Source organism: Flavicella sp., from assembly GCF_029238425.1.
Taxonomy (GTDB): Bacteria; Bacteroidota; Bacteroidia; order Flavobacteriales; family Flavobacteriaceae; genus Flavicella.
Genome location: NZ_JAQWGB010000109.1, coordinates 1 through 15,142 on the forward strand (window position 1 = coordinate 1; position 15,142 = coordinate 15,142).

Genomic DNA, 15,142 nt, shown 5'->3' on the forward strand with positions numbered 1-15,142 from the left:
GTCTTAAATTTGTTTGTTTCGTTTTCTTATAAAACTGAGTGATACTTTTAGAGTCTTAAAACCACAATTTTTTATGAGAATTTTAAAACTAACTTTTTGCTTTTTTTTATTTCTATGTTCATTGGCAAGAATGAGCGCTGCAACTTATTATGTATCAACAGAGGGGGACGATAATAATAATGGAAGTATTTCTTCTCCATTTAAAACCTTTGATAAGGTTGTTTCCGTGATGTCAGCGGGTGACGAGTGCATTATTAGAGGTGGAGTTTATAGACAAACCCTGAGTATTTCAAAAAACGGAACAGAAGCAAATAGATATACCTTCAAATCTATGGATGGGGAAGAAGTATTGATAAAGGCTACTGAGTATGTAAACAATTGGATACTTCATGAAAATAATATTTATAAAACAACTTTTGATATGTCTTTAGGTGTTTACAATCAAGTGTATGATTCTAATGAATTGATGCAGATTGCTAGATGGCCAAATGACACAGATGGAGAACGTTTTACAATAGACGCGAAGCCTGTAACCGATAAAGGAACACTTACATCTATTATAACTTCTGAGGTTCCGGATTTAAATTTATCGGGTTCAAAGCTTTGGTATTTAGGTGGACATACAGGAACTAGTTGGACAAGAACAGCGACATCTGTTTCAACTACTGAAATTACTTTTGAAGCCTTACCAGATAAATGGCCTTTTTCTACACATAATCCAACTGTTTGGAGAGATGGAGGAAAGTATGGTCGTTATTATTTATATGATAAATTAAGTTTGCTAGATCAAGGTAAAGAATGGTATTATGATTCTAGTATAACAACCTTGTATTATCAGCCAGAAAATGGTGTTTTACCTGGTGCTGATCAAATTGAAGTTCCTGCAAGAATTGAATGTGCGAATATAACGGGGGATTACATTGTTATAGATGGGCTTCAGTTTTTTGGAGGGAAAGTAATTATTGATGGAGCTAATGTAGAATTTAAGAATAACAAAGTTACCCATGGATTAGAGCGTACAGATAGTGTTACTAGTGAAAATGCTCAGATTAGTGAAGGAGCTATAGAAATAAAAGGTGACGGTACGGTTATTGAAAACAATACGATAGAGCATGGAAGTTTGACAGGTGTATATATTATTAGTTTTGGGCAAGATAGAGGGAAGGATTCTAGAATAGAGAAAAATACCATACGTTATTTTGATGCAGTAGGTATCCATGCTAGTCCAATACGTTCTACTTCTTCAGGGGTTAAAATACTGAAGAATTTAATTTCTCATGGAGGTAGAGATGGAGTATATGTTTCTGGAGTCAACTGTGAGATTGCCTATAATGATATTTCACAAAGTCAATTGATCAATGATGACTCAGGTGTATTTTATACTGTTGGGAATGAAAATGATAAAAATGTTGAAATTCATCATAACTGGATTCATGATGCCACAAGTCCTAGTTACTCTAACCAAAAAGCAGCTGGTATTTATTTAGATAATGACAGTAAAGGGTTTTTGGCGCACCATAATGTCATTTGGAATGTTACTTGGACAGGGTTTCAATTGAACTGGGATAACTGGAATAATAATATTTATCACAATACAATATTAAATATTGGTGATGTTATGGGAGTTTGGGTGAATGGTAAACTTCAACAGAACAATAGAGTATGGAATAATTATACCAATACTCCTGATTGGCTTACCGAAACAGGTTTTGATCACAAAGACAATATTTTAGATGAAGGAGCGCTACTTATTGAGGACATCGATGCTAAAAACTTTATGCCATTGTCAGGCTCTGCATTGGTGGATGGAGCAGATGTAATTGATGGATTTGAAAAAGAGTTTAAAGGAGCATCACCAGATATAGGAGCTTATGAATTGGGTGGCGTAATGTGGACGGCTGGTATAGATGCAATCGAAGATGTAGAGCTTGTCATGACAGCAACATCTCAGCCTACAGCAATTAATTTTGATGATTTATCAAATCCAACAGCAATTAATTCAAATGCAGTTTTCAGTTTAAAGATTACGGGCTTGGATGCTTCTCAGACATATAACCTTTACAATCAATTTATAAATGATGATTCAACTGTGCAAGTAGCAGGATATTCTCAAACTGGAATTACTGGAGTAACAAGCTTAGAGTTCGAGTTTAGTTGGAATTATTTCCCAAACAATCCACTGGAAACAAGTATCTCCGATACATTTACTTGGAATGCAAACCTGTTTTTACCGGGAACTGGACAAGTAGGAGCAGTATCCGTTACTGACATTGTGTATAGTGAAAGTTTATCTACTCAAGATATTTACGACGCTATTGAGCGTATTAGTATACACCCTAATCCAACCAATGGAGAAGTTTCTATATCAGGTTTAGAAAATGTCAATGCATCCTTTCAGATTATTGATGCACATGGAAAGCTTATCAGAAAATCCAAGAATTTCTCTAATTTGAAATCAGGGTTTTACTTTTTGAAAATCACAACAAATAAATTCAGCACTGTGAAAAAGGTTTTAGTAAAATAATATTATATTTATTTGATAGTAATTCTGGTACCCTTACTGTGACTGGTAAACTCTGGAGCATACATACATTGAATGGTGGTAATACCATTGCTGAAATTACCTGCGTTGTTTACGCGAAGATCGTATTCAAAAATGTATTTTCCTTTGTAAATGCTGTCAAAGAAAAAGTTTGTGCTAGCGTCTTTTGTACTTTGATAGTATCCTAAGTTGTTTTTCCACTTGTAGCCTGAAATTACATCTACTGGTTCTAGTCCTGAGGCTCTCATGTCTTTCATATGAACAAATTCCATATTTCTGTCCGTTTTGATTTCGATTCTGACTGTGATTAAATCACCTAATTTTAGCTTTGAATTTGGATTTAGTTCTTTTAAGGTTACACCAGTACTTGTGTTTTGTTTTAAAAATATGTTTTTTGAAACGGCAAGATTGGTGTCAGCTGAGGTAATTTTATCAAGTTTTTCAAAGTATTGCCAATACAAAGCTCCCCAAGCCATACCTTCATTGTTTTTTTTCAGGGTTACTTTTGCCATCTCAGGTCTGATTTCGGATTCTTTCCAGTTAACTTTATAATAACCAGTTCCCGCTTCAATTTTGGTTTTTTCTAATTTGTTAGAGGGTATTGGATCATTTCCAATAGTTACTTTTACTGAATCCTCTATAGAAATCCAATCGGTTCCATTAAGTAATAAGGCATAAACGGCTTCAGTTGTTGCCTTGGTGGTTTTCCATCTAGTGGTTTGTTTGTTTTTTAATAACCATTTTTTTAACCCATCAATATCTTTTGGGTTGTGGTCTATTTTAGAAAATACTTCTATTAAAAGTGATTGGGTTTCGATAGGAGATTGATACCAGTTCCAGCTTGGTTTGTTTTCTTTCCAGTAAGTACCAAGTTCTTCTGAAGTAATACTGTTTTCTTTAAGAGAAGCGATGATGCTTTTTGCAGTTTCAGGGGTCTCTGCATTTATAATAAGTGCTGCTAAAGCTTTATTGTATAAAGAGAAACCTTGCCAATAATTGTTAGTCTGACTATTGTAGTAGCTAACTGCTTTTTTTACTTCTTGAGGCAATTCATATTCTTTGAAATAACTTCTTAAATATAGATACTGTAGTTGTGAACTATTAATATGTTTTTCATTCATGTAAGTTTTTTCTTGATTCTTAATTAATTGAGATGAACCTAATAATTTTCCATAAACTTTAGCTTTATTTTGAAGTTTTTGAAAATCATCTTGAATACAAATGTCCAAGTACTGCAATGCTTTTTTGATTATTTTCTTTTCTTTTTTTGATTTTATCAAAATCCCTAAATCTTGCAAATGCGCAAAGCCTACCAATATTTGTTGCGTAATATTTCTGTTCGCATAATTGCTTCCATAAAACCACGGAAATGCACCATTACTCATCTGCATTTGTTCTAGTTTGTCAATTAAATTGGATTGATTTTTAGCTAATTTCTTCAAATCAAATAACAAACCGATTCGTTTTTTTTGTTCCGTTTCAGAAACGGCATCACGTAGCCAAGGGGTTTCTTGTATGATAATGGATTTGAGCTCTTTGTTTTTTTCTAGATTGCTAATAAGTGCATCACTGTTGTTCCATTGTGTAAAAACCTCTTTGATTTTTGGGTTTGAATTTATGACATGACTAGCCAACGTGTTGGCGTAATATTTTGAAAACGTTTGCTCTGAACATTCGTATGGGTATTCTATTAAATAGGGTAGTGCTTGTAATGCATACCAGGCAGGATTGGAAGTAAGTTCCAAGGTTAGTTTATGGTGTTTCAGGGTTTTTGATGTGTTGTTTTTAAGTTTTGTAAGTTCAAAATTTCTTGTTTCATTAGCGTTGATCCATATTGGCATTGTTTCTGTAACCAACGTTTTGTTAGATAAAACTGGAAGCACATTTTGTTCTCCGTCAGAAAAATCATCTGCTTTTGCAACGATACGATACTGTACTGCATCAATGTTTTCTGGTACCACAATTTTCCATGAAACCTCGGTATTTCCCTTAGCGGTTAGATTGAAAGACTTTTGTTTGTTTTGGTTTTTAAAAAGAGAATCTATATTAGTTCCTGTGATGGCGTCTGAGAGTTCTAGTTGTGCAAATCCGTTGAGGTTTTTGTTAGAGAGACTTGCAATCTTGCTAGAAAAAACCAAAGTATCTCCTTTTCGCAGAAATCTAGGAGCGTTAGGACTTACCATTAAATCTTTTTGGGTAATGGTAGTTAGTGTTTTGCTTGCTTTTTTAGCATCTTTAGTATGTGCCAAAAGTTGCATTTTCCATTTTGTTAAGGCCTCTGGCATCGTGAATTCAAAACTTATATTTCCTTCTTTGTCGGTTTTTAAATCAGGAAAGAAAAATGCAGTTTCGTTTAAATTGGTACGTGCTTGTACTTGGTTCAACTCTTCTTGTATCTTTTTTTGTCCACTTTTCGTGTTGATAACAATCACTCCATTAGCACCTCTTGTCCCATAGATTGCTGTTGAAGCTGCATCTTTTAAAACATCTATGGATTCAATATCACTAATACTGAGTTGTGGATCTTTATCCATAGGAACTCCGTCAATAACGTATAATGGGTTTCCTTCAAGGTTTGTTGAACCTAAACCTCTTATAATTATATTCCCATGTGTTCCTGAAGTACCATTTATGTTAACACCGGCAATCTGTTCTTGAAGAGCTTCTTCCATTGCTACTTCAGATACTGCCCCAGTGACATCTGTCTTTTTTTGAACTCCATAACCAACAATTACGACTTCTTCTAGAGTTGAGGCATCAGCAATCAACTCAATATTATAAATATCAGTTTCATTTATTTGTTTGCTAAGAGTTTCGTATCCTATATAAGAGTAACTTACTACATCTTTTTTCTTTATGTTTAAAGTGTACTTTCCATCAAAATCTGTTATTGTTCCATAGGCTGTCCCCTCAATTAAGATGGACACTCCAGGAATTGGTTCTCCGCTTTCATCAGTGACAACACCTGAGATTTCATTGTCAAATTTTTTTCTTTGAGTTTTGATGTTTTTGATGTAATTATGATTTGTTTTAACAATTTTATTAAAACTAAACCCAAACCAATTCAATCGGTCATAAGTTGGAAACTGATAATAGTTTTTACCATAAATAAGGTTTGAGGCAAATGCGTTTTGTGTACCAAAACTATTGTACGCTTGCGTTTCGTTTCCATAGGAGCGGTAACCTCTATGTTCTGATGGGGTGAAAGACCAATTATGTTCTTTAAACTCATCTAAGGAAGCATCATACATTGAAGCAAGAACTTCTGCTGTTACTTTTTCTTTTTTATTGCCTTTTATTTTAAAAGACCATTTTTGATCAGATCCCGGTAGTAGCTTATCTCTAAAACTTATTGTTTCAATAGATATGTTCTGTTGTTGGTAAGGAACGGATACAAACATAGAACCGTTTTCAAATGTATTGAAGTTGACATAATTGTATCTGATTATAAAACCTCCTCTGTCTTTTTCTAGAACAGGGATTTCAATTGTTTTTGTTTCATTTTGTAGTACTAAATAATGACTGAATACTATTTTGTGATTTTTTTCAATATCTATATTGATGGTCATGTTTGGTGAGGCAGTACCAATTTTTAACTTCACCGTCTCATTAGGAGAATATTTCTCTTTGTCTTTTTTTATAAAAAACAATTTGTTGTCGGAAACCTTGTTTTCAAGTAATGAGAAAACGGTAAACTCGTTTTCTATTTTTATTTTTTGATCATATTGGTCTTTGCACTCTACCAAGGCAATATATTTTCCAGACTTCCATTTCTTGATGTCTTTTAGTTGGATTCCTTGCGAGTCTTTTGTGTTAAAAGATTGTGTGAACACCAAAGCTCCTTTTGATTCATGAAATTTATGGTAAGGCTCGTTGGGGAAAGAGTTTTCAAATTCTTTCTTTGAAATGTTCTGATAGTCAGGTGCGCTCCAAATTCTAGATTTCATAGGTCTTTTAGGAGCGGTCATTTTGTAGATTTTTATCTTTCCTTCTGTGTCGATAGAGGCATTGTTTAGATTTTTAGAATCTATGAAAATAGCATTGTCCGAAGTGGTTTTGTCTATTTTACTATCCATATCAAAGGCAAGCTCTAATGCGTGGTAACCTACTTTAATATGTGTGCTGGCATCATGTGTTTCTCCGTTGATATCAGTAACGGACGCATGAACAGCATAATTGAAAGTTGGTTGGTTCTTTTTCTCTATTGTATTATCAGGAATGGCTTTAAATGTAATCTGATAGTTTCCGGTTGCGTCTGTGATGGTTTCGCCATGACATATTTCAAGTTGAGGAGAGGTGTTGTATCGGCGGTACCAAAACGGGAATTTAGCAGTTCTTTCAACTCTAAAGGAGACTTTGGCATTGGAGATTTTACTTCCAGAAAAGGCCATGGCTTCACCTTTAATAGTAATACTATCGTTTAGACGAAATGTTTCTGTTATTGGAGTGAATTCGGTTTTAAACTTAGGCCTTTTATATTCTTCAACAGAAATGGTATGCCTTCTGTAATCAAAGTCGAAATATTCGTTGTCGTAGAATTTACTGTCATGCTCATAGGATTCATCAAATTCAAAGGAATAATTACCTGTAATTCCATTGTTTGGAATGGTAAATTCTCCATGAAAAGACCCATATTCATTAAGTTTCAATTCTAAAGTTTTAACTTCTTCTCCGTTAGGGTTTTCAATAATAATCTCTACATACTCATTGGTGAATAATTCTGTTTTATTTTGTGTTTTCTTTAAAAATATCCCTTTAAAAAATACTTTTTGGCCGGGTCTGTAAATACTTCTATCAGTAAATAAAAAAGGTTTGATAAGAATATCTTCTTCATAATCATCATCCTTGTCTCTTCTGTAGTTTTCATAAATGTAATAATCCCCAAAATATGCAGTTTCTTTAGGTGTCCTAATTGTGGCAACTACTTTTCTGTTTGTCTGTTTACTTTTGTATATAAACTGACCATTATGATCTGTTTTAAAGGTTTTGTTTAAAGGTTTGTATCTAAGGTTTGAGTTGTTGTATGTGCGTAAATTTACTTTGGCTTTATCTATGGAAGCTCCGGTAGTTCTATCTAGAACTTGATATACATTTCTATTATTTTTATTGCTCTCTGTTAAGACGAGGTCTGTAACTTGAATTGTGGTATAAGCAGTTAGCGGATCTTTCTCTTTTGTTTTGTTAATTTCAGAAACCTTTAGAAGGTAATGCCCTGTAGCGAGCTTAGGGATTATAATTTCTGTTTTGTGATGTTGATAATCCTTTTCGTTGGTTACAGCTGTTTCGAAGTCTTTAGTTAACTCAAGTTTTTTTATGAACTCTTTTCTGATAGAATCATTTCTTATTTTTTCATAAGCCCTCAACTGTGGATAGGATAGATTTAAAATGTTTATTCTAAGTTTGTTTAGGTTTTTGTAATCAATTAATATTCTAGAAAACTGATTGCTAGGGATGTTTTTTTCTGATGTTATTTTTAAACTTGGATTCGTTATTTTATTTCGTAAAACAGCACAGTTCTCTGTACCTGTTGTTTTAGGAAATAGGTTTATTGATTTATTACAAATAGCTAAGGCATCTTGGTTTTTGTATTGGCTTTTAGCGTTGCGAGTAGTGGAATATCGGTCTGCTTCTTCACGAAATAGATTGGCAAGTTTGAAATCTATTTGACTAGAGCTCGGGTGTTTTCTGTATTTTTTCTGAAGTTTATAATAGTTTTGTTTCAATAACTCCTTTCTGTTTTTTATGGAACTGTTTGATTCTATATAATTGTAAGCCTCTAGAAGTACGGTGATAAAAGCTGTTGGGTCCTTATCTTTTTGATGAAAATTAGAAAGATCTTGGTATAATTGAAGCGTTTTTAATTCTTGTGATGTACTGTCTTTGTGTTCAAGAGGTATGCTTAAGAAGTTTGTGAAATATTGACTAGAATCAATTTCAAATTGATAACTTGGTTTTGAGAGTAGATATTCGTTGGTAGCTAAAAAAGACAATGCATTATGTGCTAAAAAATCATAGAGAGTAGGGCGAGATCTTTTAGAATCTGGTTCTGTTTTTAATATGTCATCATACGCTTCTAGATCTATGGCTTGAAGTAAATTTTTATTTTGAAGGGAATTCTCGTAATGGATTCTAATTTCAGTAAATAAGGTGTTAAGTCCCCAAGTTTTAAAATCTTGATAATTTATTTTTTCAGTTGTTTTAGTTCTTCTATATAAATTCCATCTTTCTTTTTTTAGATATTGCCAATAGATTTCTGCCAATACATTTTCTAGGATGTTTTTTGTTGGAGGCTGCGCATTTTTTATTTCTTCTTTTAGGAGTTCTATAAGCGTGTTTTCAGAATCTTCAAGAATCAAACAAAATTTACTTCTGTAAATAATGGATTTCGTAATTTGAGCTGAATTCTTGTCCTTCTTTGCTTTTACATAAATTTTTTGAAGTTCAGCATTTGCAGATTTAGGTAATGCTTTTAGTTCAAAGTGATATACTTTTTGCCACAACTCTTCATATGAAACAGTGCTAGTTTGGGCGAAAGCTGAAAATGAGAATAGGAATAGGGCAACAATTACTAACTTTTTCATTTTTTTTTTTAGGACAAAATACTTTAAATTCTTGTTGTAAACTATTGATAAGAATTAAATTTTTAATATTTGAATTTATTACATTTACAACTCTTCTAAAACATACAGATGAATATACATTTTATTGCAATTGGTGGTAGTGCCATGCACAATTTAGCACTTGCTTTGCATGCCAAAGGATATACAATTACTGGGAGTGACGATGCTATTTTTGAGCCATCAAAATCAAGATTGGAAGCTAAGGGTTTGTTACCAAGAGAGTTTGGTTGGTTTCCAGAGAAAATATCAGAAAACTTGGATGCAGTGATTTTGGGAATGCATGCAAAACCCGATAATACAGAGCTAGCCAAAGCGAAAGAGTTAGGTATTAAAATATATTCGTATCCAGAGTTTTTATACGAGCAATCTAAAGATAAAACAAGAGTAGTGATTGGAGGCTCTCATGGAAAAACAACTATTACTTCCATGATTTTACATGTTTTGAATTATCATGACATGGCTGTAGATTATATGGTTGGTGCGCAATTGGAAGGTTTTGAAACCATGGTTCACTTGACACAAGAGAATGAATTTATTATTCTAGAAGGTGATGAGTATTTATCTTCTCCGATAGACATGCGTCCGAAATTTCATTTATACAAACCGAATATCGCTTTGCTAAGTGGGATCGCTTGGGATCATATCAATGTGTTTCCAACTTTTGAAAATTATAAAGAGCAATTCAGCATCTTTACCGATTCTCTTACAAACGGTGGGATTATGGTGTATAATGAAGAAGATGTTGAGGTTAAAAATGTTGTGGAGGATAGTACACATACCATAAAAAGATATCCTTATCAAACACCTAATTACTCGATAGTAGATGGTGTTACGTATCTAGATACTCCGGATGGGGAAATGCCTTTGGAGATATTTGGAGGACATAACTTACAAAATATGGCTGGGGCTAAATGGATTTGCCAGCATATAGGTGTTGGTGAAGAAGAATTTTATGAGGCAATTGCTACATTTAAAGGTGCCAGCAAACGTTTGGAGAAAATTGCCGAAACAAAAAGTACGGTTGTTTTTAAGGATTTTGCACATTCTCCCTCAAAGGTGAAAGCAACCACTACAGCGGTAAAGAATCAATATAATTCCAGAACAGTATTGGCTTGCTTAGAACTACATACTTATAGTAGTTTGAATGCAGAGTTTTTAAAGGAGTATGTTGGTGCTCTGGATAAAGCAGATAAAGCGGTTGTTTTTTATTCTCCTTCAGCGGTTAAAATAAAACAATTGGAAAATGTTTCAGAAGAACAGATAAGGGATGCTTTTCAAAGAGAAGATCTAATGGTTTATACAGACCCAAAAGAATTTAAAGAGTTTTTATTCGCTCAAAAACTTGATGATACTGCCTTGTTATTGATGAGTTCTGGGAATTATGGAGGACTGGATTTTGAGGAAGTTAAAGAGTTTGTTGGATAATATAGAGTTTCTAATTTTTAATCAGTATTTTTAGTATTCTTGTAGCCCCTATAGTTTAGATGGGAGTTTGTGGATAAACGTTAAATTAGTATAAAAATAATAATATGAATTTGTTGTTTAACAAAGGTGGTTTTATAATAATTATGGTGCTTCTGTTGGGTTTTACAGATGTTTATGCACAGAGTGGAATACAATTTCCAGTAAGTGATACATTAACGGTACATAAAAAATGGAAATACAAATTACCTATTTGGGGGCAAAAAGTAACGGATAGAAATATTGAATTGCAAAAGCCTTTTGGATTGAATGTAAATTATGTTGCCAACGAATTGCAACTGGCATTGACAGAGTTTAGTATGAATTTTTATGATGGACAAAACTTAGATGAGTTTATCAATCCTGAAACATTGAATTTTACAGAAACCATTGCAACTACCAATGGTGTAAATATTAGGGCAGATGCATGGATTCTACCATTTTTGAATTTTTATGGTCTGTACTCAAGAAATCACGGTTCTACCAAAGTATCTTTTCAGCCGCAAGTAACGGAGTATGATTTAGGTCAAAACGGAAATTTGAAACAAATTACAACTCTAGAAAATGCTATAAGCGTTCCAAAGGTTTTGTTCGATACAAATTCTTTTGGGTTTGGGACCACGATGGTGTATGGTTGGTCTAATTATTTTGTAAATGTGGATGGTAACATGACTTGGACTACCTCGGATTTATTGGAACAAACGGTGAAGTTTTTTGTGGGTTCTGCTCGTATTGGACGTAGAGTAACTTTTGATAATGATATGAAGCTAGCCGTATATATAGGGGTTATGTATCGTGAATTTGTAGATAAAGAAAACAATACTGGGTCTTTAGGTGTTCCAGAATTGGATGAGGCAATGACACAAGCAATTGATGGTATCACTGCAATAACCGATGCTAGAATTGATCTCCTAGAAAGTTTGCCTTCAACACCTGAAAGAGATGAGGAAATAGCGGATTTATATATAAGAAAAGATAAGCTAGATGCAGCTGGAGAAAGAATAGAAAACGGTGATGCAATTAACTATAAGATAAAAAAAGAAATTATTGACAATTGGAGTACTCAAGTAGGATTTAATTTTGAGATCAATGATAATTGGATGTATAGAGGAGAATTGGGGTATAGCGCCTATTCCAGATTTTTTATGACAGGACTGCAATATAGGTTTGGTTTTTAAAAAAAATATTTATGCTAATTCATTTAGAATTACAGTTACTTTTTTATCAGTATGAAAGATAATATGAATAGAGAGTGTAGTTTTAGTCTTATCTAAAAACGTCTCCCTATTCCAATTCCCATGGACCAAGTTCCAAATTCTTTATGTCTGTAATCATAAAAAAAAGTAGGAGCCAAATCCCAGTTTTCTGCAAATTCTATTTCATATTCTAGTCCAGCCCTTACAATATATAAATTCTGGTTTTTCTCAAATTCTACTCCTGCTCCCAAAACTACCACTAGGTCTTTGTATACTTTTGTTAAAGCATCCAAGGTTACCACAACTGGATATTCTCTTTCAATAGAAAGTTCGTCTCCTGGTTTTTCAATTTCATAATTGAACAACTCTAAGTCATTATGAAGCCCAATACCGAATTTATGACTGAACCAATACTCTAAATCCAAACCAATCGAGGGAACAATAATCGTTTGAGTTCCTTCTGAGGTTGCAGTTGGAATATAAGTATGACTTAATACAGGACTAATTCTAAAATGTTTGCAAGGTTTTTCTTTTTCTTGTGAAAATAGATTAAAGGAAAGCATTACAAATACGATTGCAAGACTTTTAGATAGGGTATTCTTATTCATGATGATTGGTAATAATTTGTAGTATCCTAGACCTCAAAGTTATTTACAATGGAGAACCTAATATATGATATTTGTTAAGTTCTCTTCCAAAAGAAAGGAGTAAAAAGAATTAGCACGGTAAATAATTCCAATCTTCCGATGAGCATTAAAAATGAACAAAATACTTTTGCTGCATCTGATAAATGAGCATAATTGTCAACAGGACTTAACGAACCTAATGCTGGTCCAACATTTCCAAGTGAGGAAGCCGCTGCACCGATGGCAGAATCAAATTCTAATCCCAAAAAACTTAAAATAATTGCACTTGAAATAAAGATAAGCATGTACAGGACAAAAAAGGACAGAATATTAAAGACAATAATTCTAGAAACCCCTTTGTTGTCATATCTTACAGGGATAATGGCATTAGGATGTAATAGTTTTTTAAATTCTAAGACACTATTTTTGATCATAATTATATGACGCACAATTTTCACTCCACCACTTGTAGATCCTGCAGAACCACCAACTAAGAATAAAGAAAAAATCAACATGGTAGCCAGCGAGTTCCATGTCGTATAATCAGCAGAAACAAATCCTGTTGTTGTTAACACAGCCACTACCTGAAACCCCGCATGCCTAAAAGAACTTTCTAATGTACCCCAAGGCATTGGGTGCTCTATAGTAGATTCTATTCCCGGTGTCTGAAAATACTGGATGATAATAGTAATAACAATCGTCATAAAAATAGAACCGAAAAAATAATATTTAAATTCTTCGTTTTGAAATATTTTTCTGATTTTTCCTTTTAAGGCAAAATAAGTAAGGATAAAGTTGGTTCCGGCAACAAACATGAATGCAATCACAATGTATTGAATGATAGGTATATGGTTCCAGTAAGCCATACTCGCATTTTTGGTGGAAAAACCTCCTGTACTCATGGTTGCCATGGCATGATTTAAGGCATCAAACCAAGTCATCCCTGCAATTTTAAGTAAGAAAAATTCCGTTAGCGTAAGTGAAACATAGATCAACCATAATCGCTTTGCTGTTTGGGTTATTCTAGGATGCATTTTATCCGCAGAGGGGCCAGGGGCTTCTGCCATAAATAGCTGCATACCACCAATTCCTAAAAGTGGTAAGATGGCAATTGTAAGTACGATAATTCCCATACCACCAATCCAATGAGTAGCACTCCTCCAGAATAAAATTCCGTTTGGCAGGGCTTCAATATCATTGACAATAGAGGCTCCTGTCGTGGAGTATCCAGAAATTGTTTCAAAGATTGCATCAGCAAAATGTGGGATGGTTCCTGTGAATAAATAAGGTAATGCCCCTGTAAAAGTTAGAATCAACCAGCCCAAGGTTACGATTATATATCCTTCACGTTTGTGCAGGGTTTTAGGTGCATTTCTGTTCAAAAACCACATAAAAAAACCAATACATATGGTAATTAATCCAGCCGAAAGTATACCGGTATAAGACTCTTCATGATTGTACAAACTAAAAGGTATAGCGAAGAGCATGAAAATACCATTTAACATAGCTGTTAGTCCTAAAAAACTAACTACTATTTTATAATTTAATCCAGAAGATCTCATCGTTTAGTTGTTAAATAATTTTTCTACTTCTCCAATAGATTCCGGCAAACAGAATACAATAACTCTGTCTCCTTTTATTATTTGAAAATCACCAAAGGTCATAATAGCTTCACCTTTTCTAACTACGCCTCCAATCACGGCTTTGTCTGTCAATCCAAGGTCTTTAATTTTTAATTTAGTTGCTTTTGTATTTCTTCTCACAAAAAATTCGAGTACTTCCGCATCTACATTGTGTAAATTAGCAAGGGCTAAAACTTTTCCTTTTCTAACATGTTTAAAAATGGCTCCTGCTGCAAGCAATTTTTTATTAATTAAGGTGTCAATTCCTATCGTTTGAGAGATGTTGATGTAATCCATATTCTCAACCAAAGCAATGGTTTTTTTAACCCCTTTTGATTTCGCAACTAGACAAGACATAATGTTGGTTTCAGAATTACCAGTGACCGCTACAAAGGCGTCCATTTTACTAATAGCTTCTTCGTCTAACAATTCCACGTTTCTACCATCTCCTTGGATGATAAGGGTGTTGCATAAAGAATCAGCAAGTTCAAAAGCCTTGTCTCTTTTGCTCTCAATTAATTTTACATTGAAATTATGATCACAAAGATTCTTTGCAGCCTTTTGTCCAATCCTACTACCTCCAAGAATCATAACATCTTTAATTCCGACTTTCTTTTTACCAATCAGTTCATAGACTTTATCAATATGTTCTTTGGTAACCGAAAAATAAACCTGATCGTGGTGTTTGAATTTAGTACTACCTCTAGGAATAATAGTTTCGATAGTGTTTTCTCTCTTAAGAGAAATGATCGTAAAATCTATTTCAGGGTACGTTTCTTTTACTTCCTGAACGGTTTTTCCTATGCTTGGGGATTGCGAAGATAGTCTTGCACCCAAAATTGTGATAGCTCCATTTTCAAATTCAAATTTATCGTTAAAGACAGATTCATTCAAAAGAGCTTCAATCTCTTTTGCAGCTAAAAATTCAGGCGAGATCATATAATCAATACCTACTTCCGCAAAATTTATTTCATTTGTAGTAAGAAATTCAGTGTTCGAAATTCTTGCTATTGTTTTTTTTACACCTAACTTTTTGCTCAATGCTGCAATGGTTAAGTTCGTGTTTTGAGATTCT

General features: G+C 33.6%; 7 protein-coding genes. 3 read left to right on the top strand and 4 right to left on the bottom strand.

The features are described 5' to 3' along the window. Positions 1-73: 73 nt before the first annotated feature. Positions 74-2,524, top strand: coding sequence for a right-handed parallel beta-helix repeat-containing protein (locus P8H68_RS08165; RefSeq protein WP_300323305.1), 2,451 nt, complete (start codon positions 74-76; stop codon positions 2,522-2,524). Positions 2,525-2,532: 8 nt separating this feature from the next. Here the strand turns inward: P8H68_RS08165 and P8H68_RS08170 are convergent, their stop codons facing one another. Continuing rightward, positions 2,533-9,123, bottom strand: a complete 6,591-nt coding sequence (locus tag P8H68_RS08170; RefSeq protein WP_300323308.1) for an MG2 domain-containing protein — start codon at positions 9,121-9,123, stop codon at positions 2,533-2,535. 108 nt (positions 9,124-9,231) lie between these two features. Here P8H68_RS08170 and P8H68_RS08175 point away from each other — a divergent pair, with 108 nt between their 5' ends. Continuing rightward, a complete protein-coding gene (locus P8H68_RS08175; protein WP_300323311.1) occupies positions 9,232-10,587 on the top strand; it encodes a Mur ligase family protein in 1,356 nt (451 codons plus the stop codon). Between the two features lie 104 nt (positions 10,588-10,691). Beyond that, entirely contained in the window at positions 10,692-11,801 is a 1,110-nt protein-coding gene (locus P8H68_RS08180) for a hypothetical protein (RefSeq protein ID WP_300323314.1), read from the top strand. A gap of 92 nt (positions 11,802-11,893) precedes the next feature. On the opposite strand, the gene P8H68_RS08185 is transcribed toward P8H68_RS08180, so the two are convergent. From P8H68_RS08185 to trkA, 3 genes are all read right to left on the bottom strand, one after another. After that, the gene (locus tag P8H68_RS08185) at positions 11,894-12,427 is read right to left on the bottom strand and encodes a hypothetical protein (RefSeq protein ID WP_300323317.1); all 534 of its coding nucleotides are present in this window, start codon (positions 12,425-12,427) and stop codon (positions 11,894-11,896) included. A 74-nt stretch (positions 12,428-12,501) separates the two neighbouring features. Beyond that, complete coding sequence (locus P8H68_RS08190; protein WP_300323320.1) at positions 12,502-14,007, bottom strand: potassium transporter TrkG; 1,506 nt, start codon at positions 14,005-14,007, stop codon at positions 12,502-12,504. 3 nt (positions 14,008-14,010) lie between these two features. Next, on the bottom strand, positions 14,011-15,142 hold a 1,132-nt coding region (gene trkA / locus P8H68_RS08195; RefSeq protein WP_300323323.1), incomplete at its 5' end, for a Trk system potassium transporter TrkA.